We start from the raw sequence: 23,492 nt of genomic DNA, 5'->3' as shown, positions 1-23,492 counted from the left end.
TGCATCGTCTCTTGAACAGCCTCCCTCCGTTCGGCTTCCGGCGCGACCTGCCCCGCTGGCGCCAGCTCGTCACGCCCGCCTGGCTGGCGGGCCGCGCCGACGCGGCGTGCCGCCTGTTCGAAGTCGGATGCGACGGCGCGGCGGCCCATGCGGCCGGCCATCTCCCCGGCGCCGGCTACCTCGACACGACGTGGTTCGAACACGGACCGTTGTGGAACAAGGTCCCCGACGCCGAACTCCGACGGGTGCTGCTCGCCCACGGCATCCGCCACGACACCACCGTCGTCCTGTATGGCCGCAACGTGCTCGCGGCGGCGCGCGTCGCGCACCTGCTGCTGTACGCGGGCGTCGAGGACGTCCGCCTGCTCGACGGCGGGATCGCGGCGTGGCAGCGGGCGGGCTTGCCGCTCGAATCCGGGCCGCCTCGCCCCGGTCCGGCGGCGGACGATTTCGGCGCGCCCTTCCCGGCGCGGCCCGACTACCTGTTCGACATGGACCAGGTGCGCGGCCTGCTGCGGCATGGCCAGGGCACGCTCGCCAGCATCCGCACGTGGAACGAATACGTCGGCCGGACGTCGGGCTACAACTACATCGAGGCACGGGGCGACATTCCGGGCGCCGTATGGGGCCGCGCCGGCGACGAGGGCGACGTGAACAGCATGGCCGCGTTCCATCACGCCGACGGGCGCATGAAACCCGCGGCGGACATCCTGCGCATGTGGGGATCGAACGGCATCCACGCGGGCCGGCCGACGGTATTTTATTGCGGCACCGGCTGGCGCGCGTCGCTGGCGTTCTTCTACGCCTGGCTGATGGGCTGGGAGCGCATCGGCGTGTACGACGGCGGCTGGTGCGAATGGAGCCGGGATCCGGACAACCCGGTCGTGTGCCGCGCGGAGCGGGAGGACGTCGAACGCCGGCGCCATTGCCGATAACGCGGAAATCGCATACACTCCGAAAAGTTATCGATAACTAATTCACCCACATGACCGAGACAATCTCCCGCCGCCTGCTCGCCATCGACGAAGGCCGCCAACAACTGTCGCTCGTCGACACCGCCACCGACACCTTCCACTGGACGCTGGACCTGTCCCCCTACCCGCTCGCGCGCGACCTGCAGCGGCTCGACGCGGCCCGCGCGCTGGTCGGCTTCGACCGCGGTTTCTTCGAGCTGGATATCGAATCGGGCCGCGTGCTGGACGCCTGCGCGCGCTGGACCGACGTCACGGCCGTGCACCGCCGGCCCGACGGCCACACGCTCGTGACGGGCTGGAACCTGGACGGCACGGGCGGCGTCAACGTGCTGACGCTGGACCGCGAATGGAACGTCGTCGCCAGCGCGCGCCGCGACGGCGACTACGTGCGCCTGATGCGCCCGACGCGGGACGGCACGTACCTGCTGTGCACCAACGACCACATCCTCGAAACGGCGCCGGACCTGACGGAACGCCGCCGCTTTGGCGTGTCCGAATTCGAACATGCGTGGAAGGCCGAACGGAGCGCGGACGGCACCACCCTCGTGTCGGGCGGCTATGGCGCGGTGATGGTGTTGTTCGACGCGGCCGGGAACGTGCGGCAGCGCTTCGGCGCCGCGGCCGACCTGCCCGCCGAGGTGGCGCCGTTCTTCTATGCGAGCTTCCAGCAGCTGGGCAACGGCCACCTGCTCGTCGCGAACTGGCAGGGACACGGTCCGGACAACGGGCACAAGGGACGGCAGTTGCTGGAGTTCGACGCGCAGCGGCGGCTGGCCGGCACGTGGTCGGCCCCCGAGCGGATCTCGTCGCTGCAGGGCATCCTGGTGCTCGACTAACCTTCCAGCGGTTCGGCCGGCGTGGCGGACGATGCGCCGCGCGCGCCGATCCGCTTCACGAGCAGCTGGTCGATGCGGTAGTGGTCCACGTCGAGCACTTCGAACCGCATCCCTTCGTATTCGACGCTGTCGGTCGGCTTGGGCACCTTGCGCAGCATGTACATCATGAAGCCGGCCGCCGTCTCGTAGTGCTCCTCCTCGGGCAGCCCGTCCAGTTCGAGCACGCGCTTCATGTCCGCCACCGGCGTGCTGCCGTCGATCAGCCAGGACCCGTCCTCGCGTTGCAAGGCCTGCTGGTCCGCCTCCAGCGGCGTGCCCCATTTGCCCATCACGGTCACCATGATGTCGCTCAGCGTGACGACGCCGACGATGAACGCGTACTCGTTGATCACGACGGCGAACGTCTCCTTGGTGGCGCGGAAGCGGTCGAGCAGTTCGGACAACGTCAGCGAATCGGGAATGATCAGGACCGTGCGGATGCTCGATTCGTTCAGCTGGAACCGCGACTGGCGGTTCAGCAGCTGCACGAGGATGTCGCGCGTGTCCACATAGCCAATCACGCGGTCGATCACGCCGTCGCACACGGGGAATTTCGACAGCGCGTGCGTGGCGATCTTCTGGCGGATGCTGTCCTCGGATTCGGTCAGCGTGAAGAACACGACGTTCTCCCGCGTCGTCATCGTCGACGTGACGGCGCGCGATTCCAGCTCGAACACGTTCTCGATGAAGTGCTGCTCCTGCTTCTGCAGCACGCCGGCCTGCGCGCCCGCTTCCACGACGGCCGAGATCTCGTCGAAGGTGATGCGGTCCTCGCGCGTCGTGTCGACGCCGAACACGCGGAACAGCATGTTCGCCACCTTGTTCAGTGCCCAGGACAGGGGCCTGAACACGCGGATGACGACCATGACCGGCCGCACGACGGCCATCGCCGTGCTCTCCGGCGCGATCATCGCGAGGCGCTTGGGCATCAGGTCGGAGAAGAGCACGAACAGCGTCGTGACGAACACGAACGACAGCGCGAACGCGATATTGTCGCGGCCCGGTCCGTCGTAGAAGAGCGTCAGCCATTCCAGGAAAAACGGCCGCAGCGCGCCCTCGCCGAGGATACCGCCCAGGATGGCGATCGCGTTCAGGCCGATCTGCGACGCGGCGAAGAAGTCGGCCGACTGCGCCTGCAGCGCGATCACCTTGTGCGCGCGCGCGTCGCCCGCCTCGGCCAGCAGTTTCAGCTTGATCTTGCGTGCGCCCGCCAGCGCGATTTCGCTCAGGGACAGGAAGCCGGCGGCCAGCACGAGGACGGCCAGCAAGGCCAGATGTTCGAACAGATTCATGGAGCACCCGGAATAATGATGTCACTTTAACATAGGCGCCAGTCAGCTCAATTTGATATACCGGATGACACATTTAGTAATTGTCGAAAGCCCCCGTGCTTCGCATAATCTGCTATCACGTCCACACCTCATACTGGAAATCCCGATGCAAAAGCCTCGCCTGGCCCTGATTCCTCTGTTGTTCGCGGCGACCCTGTCTCACGCTGCCACCGATCCCCTCGCACCGACCGCGCGCTGGAGCGCCTACACCGCCGGCCACGCGGCCACGCCGCCGATGGGCTGGAGCAGCTGGAATGCGTTCGGCACCGACATCGACGAGGCGAAGGTCCTGGGCGCGGCCCAGCGCCTCGTGGACAGCGGCCTGGCCGCCAAGGGCTACCGCTACGTCAACATCGACGACGGCTGGGCGCTGCGCCGCAACCAGCCGGACGGTCGCCTGATCCCGCGCCCGGACCGGTTCCCGTCCACCGTCAACGGCGGGTTCCGTCCGTTCACCGACAAGATCCACGCGATGGGTCTGAAGGCCGGTATTTACTCGGACCTGGGCCGCAATACGTGCTCGCAGGCGTATGGCGGCGACGACCCGAACCTGCCGAAGGGCAGCGTGCTCGAACGCGAAGTGGGCCTGTACGGCCACATCGACCAGGACATCGGCCTGTTCTTCCGCGACTGGGGCTTCGACTTCATCAAGGTCGACGGCTGCGGCCTGCGCGCGTACGGCGCGGACAGCCCGAAAGTCAAGACCGGCAACTACCGCCCGCTGAAGCCCGTGCTGGACCTGGAATCGGTCGCCCGCTCGGACATCCCGGCCGTGCAGGCGGAATTCACGCAGATCAACGAGGCACTGAAGCGCAGTAATCCGGACGGCGACTACCTGCTGTCGCTGTGCGTGTGGGGCTCGGCCGACGTACGCGCCTGGGGCAAGAACTTCGGCAACCTCTCGCGCACGAGCGACGACATCCGCCCGAACTGGCCGCGCCTGCTCAGCAACTACGACAGCGCCGCACGGCGCGAACTGTACGGCCATCCGGGCAGCTGGAACGATCCGGACATGCTGTACATCGGCGCCGGCGATTTCGACGCGAACCACCTGACCGAAGCGAAATCGCACTTCGCGCTGTGGGCCATGCTGAATTCGCCGCTGATGACGGGCGCCGACCTGCGCACGACGCCGCAGGCGCTGATGGACATCTTCGGCAACGCCGACATCATCGCGCTGAACCAGGACCCGGCCGGCAACCAGGCCGTGCTCGCGTACGACGCGGACGACGTGCAAATCCTCGTCAAGACCCTCGCGTCGGGCGACAAGGCCGTCGCCATCTTCAACCGCGGCATCGCAGCCGTCGATGCCGACCTGACGGCGGAGCACCTCAAGCTGCGCAAGGACGGCAAGATCACGCTGACCGATCTCTGGTCGAAGGAAGCCACCTCGTTCACGAACGAGACGAAAGTGAAAGTGGCGCCGCGCGAAACGCGCATCTTCCGCGTCCAGGGCGCACGCGCGCTGGCGGACGGCCTGTACCTGTCGGAGCAGCCGGGCAGCGTGAACCCGGCCGTCGACGGCGTGACGAAGCCGACGGCCGATCCGACCGTGTTCCGCTCGTCGTTCGGCTGGAGCGGCACCAAGGGCGGCGGCGAACGCCCGATGTACGCCGGCTTCGGCGGCGCGCGCGCGGACAGCACGCCGTACGGCCAGTGGCTGCAGATCGGCGGCAAGCGCTACGACGCCGGCATCGGCATCCTGGCCAATTCGCGCCTCGAAGTGCGCAACCACAATTACCGCCGCCTGGAGACGAAGGTCGGCGTCGACGATTCCGCGCAGGACCGCAAGAACGGCGTGACGTTCCTCGTCTACGGCGACGGCAAGCTGCTCGCGAAGAGCCGTGCGCTGCGCTGGGGCCAGCCGGCGCAGGCATTGAGCGTGGACGTCGCCGGCGTCAAGCTGATCGAACTGGTGGCCAAGAGCACGGGCGGCGCCAACGAGCAGCTGCCGGTGACCTGGGGTGACGCGGCGCTGACGTCAGCGCGCTGATTTCAAGGCGTGGCGGCGCGCCGCCAGCTCCTGCTCCAGCCTGACGTCGCGGCCGTAGATGTCCGCGGCGAAGCGCGCACCGCCTTCGCTGTCGACGATGGCGGTCGCGTAGAACAGCACCACGGGAATCGAACGAGGCAGGTCGACGTGCTTCGTCGGCCCCGGCTGCAGCGCCTCCTGGATCGCATCCGCCGTCCACTGGCGCTGCCCGCCGAGCACGTACTGCGCCAGCGCGGCCGGGTGCTCGACGCGGATGCAGCCGTGCGACAGGTCGCGCCGGCTGCGTTCGAACAGTTCGCGCGCCGACGTCGAGTGCAAATAGATGTCCATCGGGTTCGGCATCGCGAACTTGATCGGTCCCAGCGAATTCTTCGCCCCCGGGCGCTGGCGCACGCGCGCGCGCCCCGCCTTCAGGTCCGCCACGCTCGCATCCGGCGGCACCGTCTCCATGTCATGCTGCTTCAGGTACGCCGGATTGCGCGCGAGCTTCGGCAGGATCTCTTTTTCAAGGATGCTGCGCGGGACGTTCCAGTACGGGTTGAATTCGAGGTAGCGCATCTGCCCGACGAACAGCGGCGTTTCCGTCTTGACGGCGGAGCCGACGACGACGCGCATCTCGAGCGGCGGCTCCGCGCTGCCGTTCTGCAGCGCCCACAGGCGATAGGCCGGCAGGTCGACGACGATCAGCGGGCCGGGACCGAAATCCGGCAGCCAGCGCAAACGCTCCAGCGTCAGTTCGAGCTGGCGCACGCGCTGCGCGGGCGGCACGTTGAGCGCATTGACCGTGCCGCGGCCCAGCACACCGTCTTCTTCCAGTCCGTGGCGGGCCTGGAAGTGGCGCACGCCCTCTTCCAGCTTGTCGCCGTAGATGCCCTCGAGGGGCGGCGCCGCATCGGCCGGCAGGTCGCCCAGCAGCACGAGGCGTTCGAACAGCGCCTGCGCATCCGCGTACGCCCCGCCCGGCTTGACCTTCGCCTGCGGCACCAGGAGCGCCGGATACGGTTGCTTCGCCAGCTCGCGGAAATGCGCCAGCGCCGCCTTGACCTGCGCGTACAGCGGCAGCTGCGGCTCGGCCGCCTGCACCGCGTCGCGCAGCTTGCCGGCCGCGAGCCCCGTGCGCAGCCGCTCGACGGGATCGTAGCGCTTGAGGCGCGCGTCGGACTTGCCGGCGTGGTATTCGGAACGCACACGCCCCACGCGCAGGTCGGCCAGGTAGTGCAGCATCGCCGCCGTCAGCGCGACGTCGAACCGGGCCGGATCGGCATGGCCGGAACGCAGCTGCTGCTGCAGGTCGTCGGCGCCGTAGTCCTGCGGGTCGAGGCCCTGCACCGGGGCCTGGCGCAGCACCCACAACGCGGCGGCGGCGGTTTGCGGATTCCACGCGGGCGCATACTTGCGCGGGGCGTAGAAGCGGTCGAGCCAACCGCGCTCGTCGTAGGGACCGGGCAATGGCGCGGCTTGCGCATGGATGGCCGCGGGGATGGATTGGGCGAGGGAGAAACGGGGAACGAGGGCCGCGGCACAGAGCACGAGCGCGGCGGCGATTTTCTGGCTGGACTTCATGGATGCTTTCGGACTTCGGCAACGATACGTTACCGATAAGCATCATACCCGCAACGCGTGATATCAGCGTGTACGATTGGCGCGCGTGGCGAGCCAGCACAGGATGGCACCGCCGCACACCATGGCCGCGCCCTGCCAGAACGCGAGCGACAGCGGCGCGCGCAGCAGGCGTGCCGAGAGCGCCGCGGAGAGCACGGGGATGAAGTACGACGCGCCGGCCAGGACCGTCACGTTCCCGTGCAGGATGCCGACATTCCATGCGCCGTAGCCGAAGCCCATGGCGCCCGCGGCCAGCAGCAGGTAGACGACGGCCTCGAGACTGAAATCCATGCGGCCGCCGCCCTCCAGCAGGTACTTGCCCCACAACGCCATCGACACGAGGATGAAGAACAGCGTGACGCCATTCTTTCCTTCCGCGATGCGCGCCGTCACCGTGCAGTACGCGGCCCAGATCACGGCGCCGGCGAACGCCAGCCCGTAGCTGAGCGGGTTGGCGCGCACGTTGCGCAGCATGCCGGGCAGGTCGACGCCCTGCGCGCCGCCCAGCACCCAGCAGATCCCGACGATGGACAGCGCGAACCCCGGCACGATCAGGACATTCGTCTTCTGCCGGTTGAACAGGATGCTTGCCACGATGGTGAACGTGGGCCACAGGTAGTTGACCATCCCGACCTCGATGGCCTGGCGCGCCGTGTCCGCATAGCCGATCGACAGCGACAGGCACAGCTCATAGGCCACGAACAGCACGCTGCCCCAGGCCAGGTAGCGGCGCGGCAGCCGCGCATGGCCCACCGACAGGAGCAGGAACACCGACGCCACGCTGTACATCAGCGCGGCCCCGCCCGTGGGGCCGAGGTGGACGCTGACCTGGCGGATCAGGCCCACGATGGCGCTCCACAGCAGCACGGCGGTCAAGCCGATCAGCGTGGCCCTGTTCCTGTCTTTCATTGCGCTCCCGGCCTACAACGCTTCCCTGACGTGCGGGATGCCGAGGTCGTCGTAGACCGAATACACGGCGGCCAGCATGTTTTCCAGCTCGGGCGAGCGGTCCATGTGGCGCACGCTGAAGAAGATCGGCGACACCGCATGCTTGTCCTCGATGCGCCGGTACACGACGTTCCGGTGATGCATGCCCTGCACGCTCTCCGGCACGATCGCGATGCCCTGCCCGGCCGCCACGAGGCCCATCGCGATCTGCAGTTCGCGCACTTCCGTCACGTGGTCCGGCGTCAGGTTCGCTTCGCGGAAGGCCGCCAGCACCTGGTCGGCAAAGCTGGGACGCGGCGCCTTCGGGTACACGAGCAGCGCCTCGTGGACCAGGTCCGTCAGGCGCAGGTTGCCCTCTTTCTCCGCGAGGCGGTGGCCGGGGAACAGCGCCACCACCATCGGCTCCTCGCGCAGCAGGATGCGGCGGATGCTCGTGTCCTCGCTCTTCAGGCGCCCGAAACCCACGTCGATGCGCCCTTCCTTCAATGCCTTGAGCTGCTCCACCGTCGTCATCTCGTGCAAGGTCACCTCCACCTCCGGATGGTTCTCGCGGTAGCGGCGGATGATGTCCGGCAGCAGGCCGTACAGGGTCGACGCGACGAAGCCGACCGACAGCGTCCGTTCCAGCTTGCCCACCCGCTGTGTCATCGTGCGCAGGTCGCGCACCTGGTCGAGCAGCGGCTTCGCATGCGCCAGGAAAAACGCGCCGGCCTCCGTCAGGCGCAGCGGCCTCACCCCTTTTTCGATCAGGGTCACGCCCAGGTCTTCCTCCAGTTGCTGGATCTGCCGGCTGAGCGGCGGCTGGGCGATGTGCAGGCGCTCGGCGGCGCGCGTGAAGTTGCGTTCTTCCGCGACCGCGACGAAGTAGCGCAGGTGCCTTAATTCCATACTCGATACCTACAGGGTATTGAAACGATACCAAAACGGTGTTGGACGCCCGTCATTTGCAGGAATATCGTGTCCTCACCTCAGCGAATTATACGCAAATAATATGATTCAATATATCGAAACCTTCCTGCTCGACGTGCCGACGATCCGGCCGCACAAGCTGTCCGTCGCGACGATGAACACGCAGACCCTGGTGCTCGTGCGCGTCCGCTGCGCCGACGGCATTCAGGGCTGGGGCGAGGCCACCACCATCGGCGGCCTGGCCTACGGCGAAGAGAGCCCGGAAAGCATCAAGGCCAATATCGACACCCACATCGCCCCACTGCTGGTCGGCATGGACGCGAGCCAGCCGGCAAAGGCGATGGCCAAGGTGCGCAAGGCCATCCAGGGCAACCGCTTCGCCAAGTGCGCGCTGGAGACGGCGCTGCTGGATGCGCATGCGCGCCGCCTGGGCGTGCCGCTGTCCGACCTGCTGGGCGGCCGCGTGCGCGACGCCTTGCCCGTGGCCTGGACACTGGCCAGCGGCGACACGGCCAAGGACATCGCGGAAGCGGAACACATGCTGGAGATCCGCCGCCACCGCATCTTCAAGCTGAAGATCGGGCTGCGCAGCGTGGACGCCGACGTCGCCCACGTGCTGGCGATCAAGCGCGCGCTGGGCGACCGCGCCAGCGTGCGCGTCGACGTCAACCAGGCCTGGAGCGAAGCGCAAGCCGTGCGCGGCATCGCCCAGCTGGAAGCCGGCGGCGTCGACCTGATCGAGCAACCCGTGAAAGCCCATCACACGGCGATGCTGGGCCGCCTCGCGCGCCGCTTCGACGTCGCGATCATGGCCGACGAAGCCCTGCACGGCCCGGTCGATGCGCTGGCGCTGGCCCGCTCGGACGCCGCCGACGTCTACGCCGTCAAGATCGCGCAGTCCGGCGGCCTGTTCGCGGCGCTGGAAGTGGCGACCGTCGCGCGGCTGGCCGGCATCGGTCTGTACGGCGGCACGATGCTCGAAGGCGGCATCGGCACCGCGGCCACGGCGCACGTCTGCGCGACGTTCGCCGACCTGGAGTGGGACACGGAATTGTTCGGTCCCCTGCTGCTGACCGAGGAAGTGCTGCGCGAACCGCTCGTGTACCGCGACTTCGAACTGCAGGTGCCGACGGGGCCCGGCCTGGGCGTCGAGATCGACACCGACAAGCTGCGCAGCCTGCAACGCAAGTAAAGACACTGGAGACCACCATGCTGTTTCACGTCCGAATGAACGTCAACCTGCCCGCGACGATGCCGCCCGACGAAGCCGCGGCGCTCAAGCAGACCGAAAAGGATCTCGCCCAGCGCCTGCAGCGCGAGGGCAAGTGGCGCCACCTGTGGCGCATCGCCGGGCAGTACGCCAACGTCAGCATCTTCGACGTCGACAGCGTCGACGAGCTGCACACGCTGCTGACGTCCCTGCCCCTGTTCCCCTACATGCACATCGACGTCATGCCGCTGTGCCGCCATCCCTCGTCCGTCCGCGACGGCGATATCTAACGCAACTATAAAGGAGACCTGAAATGAACCACGCAGACATCGAACGACTGGCCCACAGCTGGGTCGTGGACGCCGCCGACCGCCCCGCCGACCCGCGCGTGCAGCAGGTGGTGCTGCGCCTGCTGGGCGACCTGTGCAAGGCGATCGAGGACCTCGACATCACCCCGACCGAGTTCTGGCACGGCGTGGCCTACATGTCGGCCGCGGGCGCCGCCAACGAACTGGGCCTGCTGGCCGCGGGCCTGGGCCTGGAGCGCTTCCTCGACATCCGCGCCGACGAAGCGGAACAGAAGGCCGGCCTGGAAGGCGGCACGCCGCGCACCATCGAAGGTCCGCTGTATGTGGCGGGCGCGCCGGAAAGCGTGGGCTTCGCCCGCCTGGACGACGGGACCGAGGCGGACAAGGGCGAGATCCTGTTCATGCAGGGCACCGTGTTCGACCAGGATGGCAAGCCGCTGCCGGGCGCGAAGGTCGAGGTGTGGCACGCGAACCTGACGGGTAACTACTCGTTCTTCGACCAGACGCAGTCGCCGTTCAACCTGCGCCGCACGATCGTCACGGACGAGCAGGGCCGCTACCAGTTCCGCAGCATCATCCCGGTCGGCTACGGCTGCCCGCCGGACGGCACGACGCAGCAGCTGCTGAACCTGCTGGGCCGCCACGGCCAGCGCCCGGCGCACATCCACTTCTTCGTCAGCGCCCCGGATCATCGCAAGCTGACCACGCAGATCAACATCGACGGCGACGAATACCTGTGGGACGACTTCGCGTTCGCGAGCCGCCCTGGCCTCGTACCGCCCGTGAACCGGATCGACGACCCGGCGCAACTGGACGCCAAGCGTGTCGACAAGCCGTTCGCGTCGATCGACTTCGACTTCCACCTGTATCACGACACCGCCGCCGCGCCGACCACGCAAGTCGACCGTCCGCGCGCCGCCGCCTGAGGACACCGCCATGATCCCGATCGTTCCTGTCGACGCGTTCAAGCCCAAGCGGCTGGACGACTACATGATCGAAGACGCGCAAACGGGCGACCACCGCCTGCACCGCAGCGCCTTCACCGACGAGACCCTGTTCGAGCTCGAGATGAAGCACATCTTCGAGGGCAACTGGATCTACCTGGCGCACGAGAGCCAGGTCCCCAACGTCAACGATTACTACACGACGCACATCGGCCGCCAGCCGGTGTTCATCGCACGCAACAAGGGCGGCGAGCTGAATGCGTTCATCAACGCATGCAGCCACCGCGGCGCCCAGCTGTGCCGCCACAAGCGGGGCAACAAGGCGACCTACACCTGCCCGTTCCACGGCTGGACCTTCAACAACAGCGGCAAGCTGCTGAAGGTGAAGGATCCGGAATCGGCCGGCTATCCGGAATGCTTCAACAAGGAAGGCTCGCACGACCTCAAGAAACTGGCGCGCTTCGCCAACTACAAGGGCTTCCTGTTCGGCAGCCTGAATCCGGACGTCGAGCCGCTGGAAGCCTTCCTCGGCGAGGCCGGCAAGATCATCGACATGATCGTCAACCAGTCGCCGGAAGGCCTCGAAGTACTGCGCGGGTCGTCGACCTATACATTCGACGGCAACTGGAAACTGCAGGCCGAGAACGGCGCCGACGGCTACCACGTGACGGCCGTGCACTGGAATTACGCGGCCACGACGAACCGGCGCAAACAGGAGCAGGCGGCCGGCGAAGACAAGATCCGCGCCATGGACGCCGGCAACTGGGGCCGCCAGGGCGGCGGCTTCTACGCCTTCGAGCATGGCCACATGCTCCTGTGGTCGCAGTGGGCGAATCCGGAAGACCGTCCGAACTTCGCGCGCCACGCCGAGTACACGGAAAAATACGGCAAGGCGACCGCGGACTGGATGGTCGGACGCTCGCGCAACCTGTGCCTGTACCCGAACGTGTACCTGATGGACCAGTTCAGTTCCCAGATCCGCGTGCTGCGTCCAATCGCCGTCGACAAGACCGAGGTGACGATCTACTGCATCGCGCCGAAGGGCGAATCGGCCGAGGCGCGCGCGCACCGCATCCGCCAGTACGAGGACTTCTTCAACGTCAGCGGCATGGCGACCCCGGACGACCTGGAAGAATTCCGCGCCTGCCAGCAGGGCTACAACGGCGCCGCGATGCAGTGGAACGATATGTGCCGCGGCGCCAGGCACTGGATCCACGGCGCGGACGACGCGGCGCAGGACATCGGCCTGGCGCCCGTCATGAGCGGCGTGCGCACGGAAGACGAAGGCCTGTACACGATCCAGCACCGCTACTGGCTCGACGTCATGAAGAAGGCATTCGACGCGAAGGGAGAAGCGAAATGAGCGCGGTCACGATCCAGGATAGTCAATCCTTCCTCTACCGCGAAGCGCGCCTGCTCGACGACGAACAGTGGGACGACTGGCTCCAGTGCTACGACGCCAACGCGCGCTTCTGGATGCCGTCGTGGGACGACGACGGCACGCTGGTCCAGGACCCGGAGCGCGAGATCTCGCTGATCTTCTACCCGAACCGCCAGGGGCTGGAGGACCGCGTCTTCCGCATCAAGACCGAACGCTCCAGCGCGACGATTCCCGATACGCGCACGAGCCACAACATCGCCAACGTGGAGATCGAGAAAGTCGAGGGCGCGATGCACACGGTGCGCTTCAACTGGCACACGCTGAGCCACCGCTACCACACCGATTACAGCTATTTCGGCATGTCGCGCTACGTGATCGACTTTTCCGGTCCGCAGCCGAAGATCCTGGACAAGTACGTCGTGCTGAAGAACGACTACATCAGCCAGGTGATCGACATCTATCACATCTAAGCAGGAGACGGTCATGAGCCACACGATCGCGCTGCAGTTCGAAGACGGCGTCACGCGCTTCATCAGCTGCAACCCCAACGAAAAACTGTCCGACGCGGCCTATCGCCAGAAGGTCAACATCCCCCTCGACTGCCGCGACGGCGCCTGCGGCACCTGCCGCGGGCTGTGCGAGTCGGGCAGCTACGACCTGCCGCCGGACAGCTACATCGAGGATGCCCTCGAAGAGAAGGATGCGCAAGCCGGCTACGTGCTGGCGTGCCAGATGCGCCCGACGTCGGACTGCGTCGTACGCATCCCGGCCACGTCCGCCGCCTGCAAGACGGGCGTCGGCGACTTTCCCGGCACCGTCACCGCCGTGGAGCAGCTGTCGCCGTCCACGATCCGTTTCGCTATCGCGCCGGACCAGCCCGACCAACTGGACTTCCTGCCGGGCCAGTACGTGAACGTGACCGTGCCCGGCACGGACCAGACGCGCTCCTACTCGTTCAGCTCCGCGCCCGGTGCGGAACAAGCGAGCTTCGTCGTGCGCAACGTGCCGGACGGCTTGATGAGCACCTGGCTGACGACCCGGGCGCAAGCCGGGCAGCCGGTCACGTTCTCCGGCCCGTACGGCAGCTTTTATTTGCGGCCCGTGCAGCGCCCCGTGCTGATGCTCGCCGGCGGCACGGGTATCGCGCCATTCCTGTCGATGCTGGACGTGCTGGCGGCGAAAGGCTTCCCGCATCCGGTGCGCCTGGTCTACGCCGTGACCAACGACCACGACCTGGTCGGCCTGGCGCAGCTGGACCGCATCGCGGCCGCGCATCCGCAGTTCCAGTACGTGACCTGCGTGGCGGCGGAATCCAGCAGCCATCCGCGCAAGGGTTATGCCACGGCGCACGTGGAACCGGGCTGGATGAACGGCGGCGACGTCGACGTCTACCTGTGCGGCCCGGTGCCTATGGTCGACGCGGTGCGCGGCTGGCTGGACGGCATCGGCGTGACACCGAATTCGTTCCACTTCGAGAAGTTCTCGGCCACGAGCACGGCGGGGGTGGCGGCATGATGCATCCGGACCGTTTCAGGGACAAGGTCATGATCGTCACCGGCGCCGCCCAGGGCATCGGCCGCGGCGTGGCGCTGGCGGCGGCGGCGGAAGGCGCGCGGCTCGTGCTGGCGGACCGCTCGCCGCTCGTGCACGAAGTGGCGCAGGAGACCGGGACGCAACCCATCGTCGTCGAGGCTGACCTCGAGACGTGGGCCGGCGCGTCGATGCTGGCGGCGCACGCGCTGGAGGCCTGCGGCCGCATCGACATCCTCGTCAACAACGTGGGCGGCACGATCTGGGCCAAGCCCTACCAGGCGTACGAGCCGGACCAGATCGAGGCGGAGATCCGCCGCTCGCTGTTCCCGACGCTGTGGTGCTGCCGCGCGGTGCTGCCGGCGATGCTGGCCGCGCACTCCGGCGTCATCGTCAACGTGTCGTCGGTGGCCACGCGCGGCATCTACCGCATCCCGTATTCGGCGGCGAAAGGCGGCATCAACGCGCTCACGGCCAGCCTCGCGATGGAGCACGCGCAGGACGGCATCCGCGTCAATGCCGTCGCCACCGGCGGCACGGAAGCGCCGCCGCGCAAGGTGCCGCGCAATCCGAAGCCGTTGAGCGAGCAGGAGCAAACGTGGTACCAGGGCATCGTCGACCAGACGACCGCGACGAGCCTGATGCACCGCTACGGCACCATCGCCGAGCAGGTCGCCGCGATCCTGTTCCTCGCCTCAAGCGAAGCGTCGTACATCACCGGCACCGTCCTGCCCGTGGGCGGCGGCGATCAGGGTTGACGCCATGACCTTCATTCAAGTTGACGACGTCCGCCTGCACGTGCGGACCGACGGCGACCCCGCGCGCCCCTGCATCGTGCTGTCGAACTCCCTCGGTACTGACCTGTCGATGTGGGATCCGCAGGCCGCCGTGCTGGCCCGCGACTATTTCGTGCTGCGCTACGACACGCGCGGCCACGGCCTGTCCGGACGCGGCACGGCACCCGCGACGCTCGACCGCCTGGGCCGCGACGTCGTCGGCCTGCTCGACGCGCTGGCGATTCCGCGCGCGCACTTCTGCGGCATCTCGATGGGCGGCATGACGGGCCAGTGGCTCGGCATCCACGCGCCGCAGCGGCTGGACAGGCTCGTGCTGGCCAACACCGCGGCGCACATCGGCACGCACGAGGGCTGGACCGCGCGCGCCGCCCAGGTACGGGCCGGCGGCATGGATGGCGTGGCCGACGGTGCCGCGGCGCGCTGGTTCACGCCCGCGTTCATTGCGCGCGAACCGCACGCCGTCGCGCGCATGATCGCCCGCCTGCGCGAGCAGGATGCGCAAGGCTACGCGGCCTGCTGCGATGCGCTGGCGGACGCCGACCTGCGCAGCGCGATCGGCACCATCGCCGTTCCCACGTTGATCATCGCCGGCGCCGCGGACCCGGTCACCACCGTCGCCGACGCCGGCTGGCTGCGCGACCGGATCCCCGGCGCGTGCCTCGTCGCGCTGGCGGCCTCCCACCTGTCCAGCATCGAAGCGGAACCGCAGTTCAGCGGCGCCCTCGCCGCCTTCCTCGCCGACTGACCAGGACAAGGCGGCAAACATGCTGCCGCCTTGCCGCCGTCAGAACGCGTGCCGCAACCCCGCCATCGCCCCGCTCTGCGCCTTGCCCGGCGCCGTCGTGCCGCCCGCATCGAGCGCGATCGCGGCGGCGCCGCGGTTGTCCATGCGGCCGACGCCCGCGTACACGGCGCTGCGCACCGACAGCGCATATGTCAGGCGCGCGACCGCCAGGTTCGTGTCGTCGGGCGAGCCCTTGACGTTCTTGCGCGCCACCTGGGCATCCAGGGTCAGGCGCGGCGCGACCGGGATGCTGGCGCCGAGGTAGAACAGACCGGATTCGGTGATGCCCGTCGCGGCATCCGTCTTGCGGTCGATGACGCCGGCGCCGATCTTCGTCGTGCCGACCAAGATCCAGCCGTTGGCCGTGATGCGGCGGTCGTAGTTGGCGCTGCCCGTCAGGCCGCCCGCAGCGCCCGTGTTCCCATACAGCTTGTCGTACGTGGCGTTGATGCCGTAGGCCTTCGTGTCATAACCCAGCAGCGCCGTGTATTGGCGGCAGGCGCGCGCATTGCCCGGCACCTCGCCCGCGCAGCCGGTGGCGGACGGGCCGCCGGCCGCCGACGCGTCGCGCCCGAAGCTCCACGTGGCGCCGACCGTCACGCCGTCGAACGTGCCGAGATAGCCGATCGCGTTGTCGCTGCGCGCGTTCGGCAGATACAGATCGATGCTGTTGATCGAGAAGAGATTCGGCCCCAGCACGTCGCTCTTCATCGTGGCGAGATACGTCATGTTGAGGATGCGGCCCAGCTGCACCGTGCCCCAGCGGCCGCGCAGGCCGACCCACGCCTGGCGTCCGAACAAACGGCCGCCCTGCCCCAGCGTGCCGACGTCGGGATTGAAACCGCTCTCCAGGTTGAACACGGCGGAGAGACCGCCGCCGAGGTCCTCGCTGCCGCGCAAGCCGATGCGCGACGGCAGGCTGCCCGTCAGCGACGGTTCGCGCGTGACACCGTGGCCCGCCGCATCCGCGTTGTTCATGTGCGCCAGCGCCACGTCGACGATGCCGTACACCGTCACCTGGCTTTGCGCCTGCGCGCCGCCCGCTCCCAGACCCGCCGCGAGGGCGATCGCTACTGCCTTTTTCATCATGTCTCCTGTTGCTTGTTGTTCGGGCGGCGGCAAAGCGCCGCCCTGGATGCCGCGCACCCATGAAAAACGTTGGAAGGGAATCGGGTCAGGCTTCGGCGACGACGCCGGTATGCTGCGGCACGGCGGACGCCGAGCGGCCGTGGCGGATCAGCGCGACCGACACGGCGGCGATGACGGCCGGGATGGCCATCGCCTGGAAGTTCTGCTGCAGCGGCAGCGCCATGCCGACGAGCGTGCCGATGACGATCGGCGCGAGGATGGCACCGCTGCGGCCCACGCCGGAGGCCCAGCCGATGCCGGTCGAACGGATCGCGGTCGGATAGAACTGGCCGGCATAGGCGTAGGTGACGATCTGCGTGCCGATCGTCGACGCACCGGCGAGGCCCACGAGCACGAACAGCACGGGCGTGGGTACCGGATAACCCAGCAGCGTGATCGACACGGCGGCCAGCGCATACATCGCCACCAGCACGTACTTGATGTGGAAGCGGTCGGCGAGCCAGCCGCCGCCGACCGCGCCGATGACGGCGCCGAAGTTCAGCACGAGCACGAAGGTCAGCGCGGACCCGAGGCTGTAGCCCGCGCCGGCCATCAGCTTGGCGAGCCACGAGCTCAGCGCGTACACCATGAACAGGCACATGAAGAAGGCGATCCAGAACATCGCGGTGGAGAATCCGCGGCCGTCCTGGAACAGCTGCCCGATCGGGGCGCCCTGCGCGCGGTCCGCGGCGGGCAGGTCGAAGCGGTCGCCGGCTTGCGCGCGGTACGACGGCTCCATGCGCGCGAGGGTGCGCTGCAATTCGGCCAGCCGGTTGCGCCGCACGAGGAACGGCATCGATTCCGGCAGGCTCTTCAGGATGAACGGGATCAGCAACACCGGCACGCCGGCCGCGAGGAATACGGACTGCCAGCCGTGGTGCTCGATCAGTCCCTTGCCCAGCAGCGCGGCCAGCATGCCGCCCACCGCGTAGCCGCTGAACATCAGCGTGACCATCGTCGCGCGGATGCGCCTGGGCGAATATTCCGTCATCTGCGCGACCACGTTCGGCATCACGCCGCCGATGCCGAGGCCCGCCAGGAAGCGCATCGCGCTGAACACGTACGGATCGCTGCTCATGCCCGCGGCGGCCGTGAACACGCTGAACAGCGCGAGGCAGATGACGATGGCGTGGCGCCGGCCGATGCGGTCGGCGATCGTGCCGAGGAAGATCGCGCCGAACATCATGCCGAACAGCGCGGAGCTGACCATGAAGCCGGCGTTCTGCGCCGTCACGCCCATCTCCTTCATGATCGACGGCAGCGCGATGCCGGCCACGGCGAGGTCGTAGCCGTCGCAGATGATGATGAGGGCGCACCACGCGAGGATGCCGGCGTGGAAGCGGTTGAACCTGGCCCCGTCGGCCAGTGCGTGGATGTCGATGTGCCGCATGCGATTGTCTCCTTATGGATGTGTTGTCGTGGGGTGATGCAGGATGCGGTGCGCCGCCATGCCGATGACGACGCCCCAGAACGCGGCGCCGAGGCCGAGGAAGGTCATGCCGGACGCGGTGGCGAGGAAGGCGATCACCGAGGCTTCGCGGTGGTCCTCGGCCGCCATCACGCCGGCGAGGTTCGACCCGATCGCGCCCAGCAGCGCCAGTCCCGCCAGGCAGACGATCAGTTCCTTCGGCAGCGCGGCGAACAGCATGACGATGGACCCGCCGCACAGGCCCGCGAGCAGGTAGAACACGCCGTTGGCGATGCCGGCCACGTAGCGGCGGCGCGGATCCTCGTGCGCGTCGCGGCTCGTGCACATCGCGGCCGTGATGGCGGCGAGCGCGATCGTGATGCCGCCCGTGCACGCGACCGCCAGCGACACGAGGCTGCACGTGACGATCACCGGCCGCGCCGGCGTGGCGTAGCCGGACGTCTTCAGCACCGCCATGCCGGGCAGGTACTGGCCGGTCAGGGTCACCAGCACGAGCGGCAGCGCGAGGCTGAACGTGCCGGTCCAGCTCCACGCGGGCGCGATCACCGAGGGCACGACGAACTCGAAGCGGACAGCGGCAAAATGCGTCGCGCCGGACAGCCACGCGATGCCGGTGCCGGCGCCGAGCAGCAGCACCACGCCGTAGCGCGGCACGGCGCGCCGGAACACGAGGTACGCGGCAATCATGCCGAACGCCAGCAGCGGCAGCGTGCCGGCCGTCCTGAACGCGTTCATCCCGAACGGTACGAGGATCCCGGCCATCATGCCGCTGGCGATCCCTTGCGGTACGTGGGCCATGATGCGTTCGAGGGAACCGGACAGGCCGATCGCGAGCAGGATGGCGGCCGCGGTGAGATAGCCCCCGACGGCTTCGGCCAGCGGCAACTGGGGAAAGAGCGTGATCAGCAGCGCCGTGCCGGGCGCCGACCACGCCGTGATGACGGGTACGCGCAGGCGCCAGCTCAGGACGATGCCGGCGATGCCCGCGCCGACCGAGATGCCCCACACCCACGATGCGAACATCGCGTCCGGCATGCGGCCCGCCTGCGCGGCCTGGTAGAAGATCGCCAGCGGCCCGGAGAACGAGACCAGCACGGCCAGGAAGCCCGCGGCCACGGCCGACAGGGATCCGTCGGACCAGCGCCGTCCGCGCACGGCGGCGCACTCCACTTGCCCTGTGCCCATGGTGTCTCCTTGTCTTATCGTTATCGGGACCAAGGGTAGAGAGATTGCACAGGCGCGTCCAAGACCGATTTGGTATCCATTCGATACCTGATGGGTATGACGATTGCCGTCAACGCCGATGCCGGCCGAAGAAGTCGAGCACCATACGGCTGGCATCCGGCCCTGCCTTGGCATTGAAGGCGTGTGCCGGGTCGCCGCCGCTCCAGGCATGGCCCAGGCCGAGGATGCGCACCACGCGCAGCACGACCTTGCGCCCCACGAGGTAGTCGTGGATTTCATGCGCATTGCGGCTGCCGCCCCGGCCCGCGGGCTTCGCCGCGATCCGCGTCGCCGGGCCTGCCGGCAACCCGTTCAATTGCAGCCACTGGCGTGCCAGCTGCCGCTGGTTCACCGGAGCCACCACCTGGTCGTCCTCGCCCTGGATCAGCAGCGCCGGCATCGGTACGGCCGGGCGGCCGCGCAACAGGCAATGAATGGCAGCGCCGGCCTGTTCCGGAGCCCCATGGCGCATGACGTGCAATGCGCCGAGAGGGCCATGCCCCGCGCCGAACACGGGGCCCGAATGCAGCGCGACCGCGGCAATGAGTTCCGGATGGTTGAGTGCCAATATCGCCGCCATCCCCGCGCCGGCGGAAAGCCCGCAAGCATAGATCCGGCGCCGGTCGATGGGATACCGTTCGCACACGGTCCCGATCAACGACGCCAGCGCCCCGGTTTCTCCACCGCCTTGCTGCGTGGCCCGGTCGTACCAGCGCCAGCACCGCTGCGCCTGCACGGACACCGGCTGCTGCGGGTACAGCACGGCAAACCCCTTGTTCTCCGCCACGTGGTTCATGCGCGTGCCCTGCGCGAACTGCGTGGCGCTCTGGTGGCAGCCGTGCAGCATCACGACGAGCGGCCAGCCGCCAAGCGGCTGCTCGTCCCGCACGCGGTCCGGTACGTACAGCCAGTATTGCATGTCGCGTGCGACCGCCTGGCCCTGCGTCGCGGGCAGCGGGAACCGGCCCGCCAGCCACCTGCCGGTTGCCGGCGCGAGGCCGGGCCGGGCCGCCGGCTTGCGCGGTGCTGCCTTGCGCGCCGGCCTGGCTGGCGCCGGCGCGCACACGTCCAGCAGCGTGGCCAGCATCGACTGCTGCGCCTTCGCGGCACGGGTCAGGCTGCGCAGCAGTCGCGTCTTTCGGGCAGGTTTGGCCATGGTGCCTCGGCATGGATGTTGCACTGCAATATATCGGCTCTGCAGATCGTGCTCCGTGCGGTGGCGTACCTTGCCGGGCGGCGCGCCGGCACGATCGGACACATCATCCCTACAAATCTGGCTCGTCTACCGCCACGAGCAAAAGAAGGGAGACCAGCGATGACGTCGACGATCAACTGGACCGCCCTGTAGGTCTTCATCGGCTTCTTCGTCCTCGTCACGGTGATGGGCTTCATGGCGTCGCGCTGGAAGTCGGGCGGCGCGGGCAAGGGCAAGCACCTCGACGAATGGGGCCTGGGCGGGCGCAACTTCGGCACGTGGATCACGTGGTTCCTCGTCGCCGCGATTTCTATACCGCCTACACCGTGATCGCCGTGCCGGCCCTCGTCTACGCGGTGGGCGCCTACGGCTTCTTCGCGCTGCCCTACATGATCGTCTTCGTCATCATGCACGGGTATCTTCGCCGCGAAGAGCGCCGACACGATCCGCGGGAACGCCATCTTCCTGCCGGCCTACACGATCCTGCTCGGCCTGATCGCGCTGCTCGGCTACATGGCGCACGCCGCGCACCTGAAGGTAGCGAGCAACAACGACGTCGTCCCCGCGCTGTTCGGCGCGCTGGTGCCGGCGGCCGTGATGTCGATCGGCGCCGCCAATCGCCTCACGCGCAATTTCTGGAAGCCGTACGTGAATCCGCACGTCGGCCCGGCCGGCGAGGCGAAGGTGGCGAAGATGGTGTCGCTGGTCGTCAAGGTCGGCGCGCTGGTCTGCATCCTGTTCCTGCCGACAAAGTTCGCACTGGACGGCCTGTTCTCGCGCCGCTTCGGCAGCACCGCGCTGCTGTGCGGCTGGGCCGTCGGCATCGTGGCCGGCACGTGGATCGCGTTCGGCGACGGCATCGAGCCGGTGCATACGCTGCACCTGGGCGATGCCGGCGTGCCCCTGTACACCGGGTTGCTGGCGCTGGCCGTCAACGTCGTGGTGGCGCTCGTCGTGCAGGCGGTGGCGGGTGTGGCGCAGCGCGACGTCGCCGGGAACAACGTGGCGTAGTCGTCCCGCCGTGCGATCATCATGCCTGGCATCGCTACCGGAGGCATCATGAGCCATATCGTCTTGTTGGGCGACTCGATTTTCGATAACGCGTTGTACGTCGCGGAAGGCATGGAGGTCGCGTGCCATGTGCGGGCGGCGCTCGGCCGGCAAGGCGAGGTGTCCCTGCTGGCCCGCGACGGCAGCGTATTGAAAGACGTCGAGGCGCAGGTCGAACGGCTGGCGGAACTACCGGCACCGCCGACCTGGCTCGTCGTGAGCTGCGGCGGCAACGATGTCCTGCCGCTCGTCGGCGCGATGCAGACGCCCGTGCGCTCGGTGCTCGAGGCTGCGGAACTGCTGGCGTCCTGGCAAGCGGAGTTCCGCCGCGCCTACCGGCACATGCTCGACGTCGTCCTGTCGCAATGCTTGCCGGTGGCTGTGGCGACGATCTACGATGCCGTCCCGAACCTCGCGCCGGGATTGCGCACGGCGCTTGCGCCGTTCAACGACGTGATCCTGCGCGAGGCCGCGGCCCGCGCGCTCCCGGTGCTCGACCTCCGGCTGATCTGCGCGGAAGCGGCCGACTATGCGTCCTCGTCGCCGATCGAACCCTCCGCACAGGGCGGCCGCAAGATCGCCTGCGCAATCGGCGAGCTGGTCGACGCCCACGACCCTGCCGCGCGCCGGACGGTCGTTTATAGCGCCACCGCGCCGGCAGCGTCGCCGTAATGCGCCGCGGCCCGGGTGGCGAACTGCCGCAGTTCCTCGCGCAGATCCGGAGGGGCCACGACTTGCAGCAGATGCGCCTGGGCCTGCAGCATCCACACCAGTTCGCGCGTGCAGGTCACGGTGGCGCGGAGTTCATGGCCGCCTTCGGACAGCGCGGCGATGCGCTGGTCGGCGCCGAGCGGGGTGTCGATGTAGTTGGCGATGAGCTGGTTGCCCGGCTTCCCCGGCCTTGAACGCAGCACCAGCGCCACGGTCCCTGCCGGGAAGAACTCGAGCGCGCCGCCCGCGAGGACGTCCTGCAGCACGGGCAGGCCGCGTGCCACCGGCTGGTTGACGCGGCGCCCGACCTGCCGGACCCGATCCATCCGGAACGTGCGCGGCCCGTCGATAAGCCGCCCGTCCTCTTCCTTCGCCGCGACCAGCCAGAAGAACCGGCCCTTCTTGACCATGCCTATCGGATGCAGGCGGTAGCTCGTCTCGCCCGCGCGACTGGCGGCGGCATACCGCAGGTCGACCTGCTCGTCACGCAACAAGGCTTCGTTGATCTCGCGCAGGTGCGCGCCGTCGATCGGCGGCGGCGACATCGTCGGGCCTTCCGCGAGAATGCGGATCTTTTGCCGATAGCGCACGTACTCGTCCCTGCCGGGCCAGTGGCCCAGCCGCGCCGCGGATTGTTCGTACGTTGCCAGGGTCCCCTGCGCCGAGGCCGGGACCAGCAAATGCAGTTCCTGTGCGAGCAGGTTCACGAGCAGCGCATCTTCGCTCGAGGGCAGGCGCAGCATCAGCGGCTTGGCCGGTGTCCGGTGCGACCACAGCTTGCCTGACGCATTCGCCGGGTTCGGGTTGCCCACGATATCGATGCCGGCGTCGCGCCAGGCATTGCCCTCCTCGGCGATCTCGGCCAGGTCCCGCTCGACCGTGCGTACCACGCACCGGTAGCCTTCCTCGTTCAGCCGCCGCGCCAACGCGGACGCACTGATGCCCGGGCGGCCGCTGTCGGGCAACAGTGCGACCAGCGCAAGCCGGCGCCGCAGCGTCTGTTCGACACGGGCTTTTCCTCCGCCACTCCCATCGGCATCTCGATCCATTCCCCCTCCCTGATCCGACGGAGCATAAGTCCAATGTTGCATTTAGTCAACGCGCGACTTATGCTGTCGCACCCCTGCCGCATCATGCGGTTTCGGTGCGCCGCCGGACGTCTCCCGCAG

Annotated in this window: 21 protein-coding genes and 1 pseudogene; 13 read left to right on the top strand and 9 right to left on the bottom strand. The window is 68.2% G+C overall.

What is annotated here, in order from left to right; translation table 11 throughout:
- Positions 1–11 precede the first annotated feature (11 nt).
- Positions 12–935 carry a sulfurtransferase gene (locus ACEN98_RS12855; RefSeq protein ID WP_413384839.1) on the top strand — a complete coding sequence of 308 codons (924 nt, stop codon included), beginning with the start codon at positions 12–14 and terminating at the stop codon, positions 933–935.
- A gap of 50 nt (positions 936–985) precedes the next feature.
- The gene (locus tag ACEN98_RS12850; protein WP_413384837.1) at positions 986–1,810 is read left to right on the top strand and encodes a hypothetical protein; all 825 of its coding nucleotides are present in this window, start codon (positions 986–988) and stop codon (positions 1,808–1,810) included.
- On the opposite strand, the gene ACEN98_RS12845 is transcribed toward ACEN98_RS12850, so the two are convergent.
- Entirely contained in the window at positions 1,807–3,141 is a 1,335-nt protein-coding gene (locus ACEN98_RS12845; protein ID WP_413384835.1) for a hemolysin family protein, read from the bottom strand. The two genes, ACEN98_RS12850 and ACEN98_RS12845, sit on opposite strands and share 4 nt — an antisense overlap.
- A 145-nt stretch (positions 3,142–3,286) precedes the next feature.
- Between ACEN98_RS12845 and ACEN98_RS12840 the strand changes: the two genes are divergently transcribed.
- Positions 3,287–5,173 carry an NPCBM/NEW2 domain-containing protein gene (locus ACEN98_RS12840; RefSeq protein ID WP_413384833.1) on the top strand — a complete coding sequence of 629 codons (1,887 nt, stop codon included), beginning with the start codon at positions 3,287–3,289 and terminating at the stop codon, positions 5,171–5,173.
- Here ACEN98_RS12840 and ACEN98_RS12835 read toward each other — a convergent pair.
- The 3 genes from ACEN98_RS12835 to ACEN98_RS12825 all read right to left on the bottom strand — a co-directional run bounded on the left by ACEN98_RS12835 (position 5,162) and on the right by ACEN98_RS12825 (position 8,611).
- Entirely contained in the window at positions 5,162–6,736 is a 1,575-nt protein-coding gene (locus tag ACEN98_RS12835) for a L,D-transpeptidase family protein (RefSeq protein ID WP_413384831.1), read from the bottom strand. The genes ACEN98_RS12840 and ACEN98_RS12835 overlap by 12 nt on opposite strands.
- 63 nt (positions 6,737–6,799) lie before the next feature.
- Positions 6,800–7,684 carry an aromatic amino acid DMT transporter YddG gene (yddG, locus tag ACEN98_RS12830; RefSeq protein WP_413384829.1) on the bottom strand — a complete coding sequence of 295 codons (885 nt, stop codon included), beginning with the start codon at positions 7,682–7,684 and terminating at the stop codon, positions 6,800–6,802.
- Between the two features lie 12 nt (positions 7,685–7,696).
- Positions 7,697–8,611: a LysR family transcriptional regulator gene (locus tag ACEN98_RS12825; protein WP_413384827.1), complete on the bottom strand. Its 915-nt coding sequence runs from the start codon at positions 8,609–8,611 to the stop codon at positions 7,697–7,699.
- Between the two features lie 103 nt (positions 8,612–8,714).
- Here ACEN98_RS12825 and ACEN98_RS12820 point away from each other — a divergent pair, with 103 nt between their 5' ends.
- Genes ACEN98_RS12820 through pcaD form a run of 8 tightly spaced genes read left to right on the top strand, consistent with a single transcriptional unit; the run spans position 8,715 to position 15,547 of the window.
- Positions 8,715–9,824 (top strand): muconate/chloromuconate family cycloisomerase, encoded by a 1,110-nt coding sequence (locus tag ACEN98_RS12820; RefSeq protein ID WP_413384825.1) that lies wholly within the window; start codon positions 8,715–8,717, stop codon positions 9,822–9,824.
- A gap of 17 nt (positions 9,825–9,841) precedes the next feature.
- Positions 9,842–10,132 carry a muconolactone Delta-isomerase gene (catC, locus tag ACEN98_RS12815; RefSeq protein WP_413342340.1) on the top strand — a complete coding sequence of 97 codons (291 nt, stop codon included), beginning with the start codon at positions 9,842–9,844 and terminating at the stop codon, positions 10,130–10,132.
- A 23-nt stretch (positions 10,133–10,155) separates the two neighbouring features.
- Positions 10,156–11,076, top strand: a complete 921-nt coding sequence (gene catA / locus ACEN98_RS12810; protein WP_413384822.1) for a catechol 1,2-dioxygenase — start codon at positions 10,156–10,158, stop codon at positions 11,074–11,076.
- 10 nt (positions 11,077–11,086) lie between these two features.
- Positions 11,087–12,457: a benzoate 1,2-dioxygenase large subunit gene (benA, locus tag ACEN98_RS12805; RefSeq protein ID WP_413384820.1), complete on the top strand. Its 1,371-nt coding sequence runs from the start codon at positions 11,087–11,089 to the stop codon at positions 12,455–12,457.
- The gene (gene benB / locus ACEN98_RS12800) at positions 12,454–12,945 is read left to right on the top strand and encodes a benzoate 1,2-dioxygenase small subunit (protein ID WP_413384817.1); all 492 of its coding nucleotides are present in this window, start codon (positions 12,454–12,456) and stop codon (positions 12,943–12,945) included. Before benA ends, benB begins: the two co-directional genes overlap by 4 nt.
- Before the next feature lie 13 nt (positions 12,946–12,958).
- On the top strand, positions 12,959–13,990 hold the full coding sequence (gene benC, locus ACEN98_RS12795; protein ID WP_413384815.1) for a benzoate 1,2-dioxygenase electron transfer component BenC: 1,032 nt from the start codon (positions 12,959–12,961) through the stop codon (positions 13,988–13,990).
- Positions 13,987–14,763: a benzoate diol dehydrogenase BenD gene (gene benD, locus ACEN98_RS12790; protein ID WP_413384813.1), complete on the top strand. Its 777-nt coding sequence runs from the start codon at positions 13,987–13,989 to the stop codon at positions 14,761–14,763. The genes benC and benD overlap by 4 nt, the downstream gene beginning before the upstream one ends.
- A 4-nt stretch (positions 14,764–14,767) precedes the next feature.
- The gene (gene pcaD / locus ACEN98_RS12785) at positions 14,768–15,547 is read left to right on the top strand and encodes a 3-oxoadipate enol-lactonase (RefSeq protein ID WP_413384812.1); all 780 of its coding nucleotides are present in this window, start codon (positions 14,768–14,770) and stop codon (positions 15,545–15,547) included.
- A gap of 39 nt (positions 15,548–15,586) precedes the next feature.
- Here pcaD and ACEN98_RS12780 read toward each other — a convergent pair whose 3' ends face one another.
- The 4 genes from ACEN98_RS12780 to ACEN98_RS12765 all read right to left on the bottom strand — a co-directional run bounded on the left by ACEN98_RS12780 (position 15,587) and on the right by ACEN98_RS12765 (position 20,523).
- Positions 15,587–16,672 (bottom strand): porin, encoded by a 1,086-nt coding sequence (locus ACEN98_RS12780; protein WP_413384810.1) that lies wholly within the window; start codon positions 16,670–16,672, stop codon positions 15,587–15,589.
- An 88-nt stretch (positions 16,673–16,760) separates the two neighbouring features.
- Positions 16,761–18,104, bottom strand: a complete 1,344-nt coding sequence (locus ACEN98_RS12775; protein ID WP_413344203.1) for an MFS transporter — start codon at positions 18,102–18,104, stop codon at positions 16,761–16,763.
- 12 nt (positions 18,105–18,116) lie between these two features.
- Positions 18,117–19,328, bottom strand: coding sequence for a benzoate/H(+) symporter BenE family transporter (locus ACEN98_RS12770; protein WP_413384808.1), 1,212 nt, complete (start codon positions 19,326–19,328; stop codon positions 18,117–18,119).
- Positions 19,329–19,437: 109 nt separating this feature from the next.
- Positions 19,438–20,523, bottom strand: coding sequence for an alpha/beta hydrolase family esterase (locus ACEN98_RS12765; protein WP_413384806.1), 1,086 nt, complete (start codon positions 20,521–20,523; stop codon positions 19,438–19,440).
- Positions 20,524–20,721: 198 nt separating this feature from the next.
- Between ACEN98_RS12765 and ACEN98_RS12760 the strand changes: the two are divergent.
- A pseudogene (locus tag ACEN98_RS12760) lies at positions 20,722–21,573 on the top strand (hypothetical protein).
- Positions 21,574–21,621: 48 nt separating this feature from the next.
- The gene (locus tag ACEN98_RS12755; RefSeq protein WP_413384804.1) at positions 21,622–22,284 is read left to right on the top strand and encodes an SGNH/GDSL hydrolase family protein; all 663 of its coding nucleotides are present in this window, start codon (positions 21,622–21,624) and stop codon (positions 22,282–22,284) included.
- On the opposite strand, the gene ACEN98_RS12750 is transcribed toward ACEN98_RS12755, so the two are convergent.
- The gene (locus tag ACEN98_RS12750) at positions 22,251–23,372 is read right to left on the bottom strand and encodes a helix-turn-helix transcriptional regulator (protein ID WP_413384802.1); all 1,122 of its coding nucleotides are present in this window, start codon (positions 23,370–23,372) and stop codon (positions 22,251–22,253) included. The two genes, ACEN98_RS12755 and ACEN98_RS12750, sit on opposite strands and share 34 nt — an antisense overlap.
- Between the last annotated feature and the right edge of the window lie 120 nt (positions 23,373–23,492).

Origin of the sequence: Massilia sp. CT11-137, assembly GCF_047302885.1 — a bacterium.
Classification (GTDB): domain Bacteria; phylum Pseudomonadota; class Gammaproteobacteria; order Burkholderiales; family Burkholderiaceae_D; genus Telluria; species Telluria orientalis.
The sequence above is the reverse complement of the archived record's forward strand: the minus strand, read 5'-3'. Positions and strand labels throughout refer to the sequence as shown.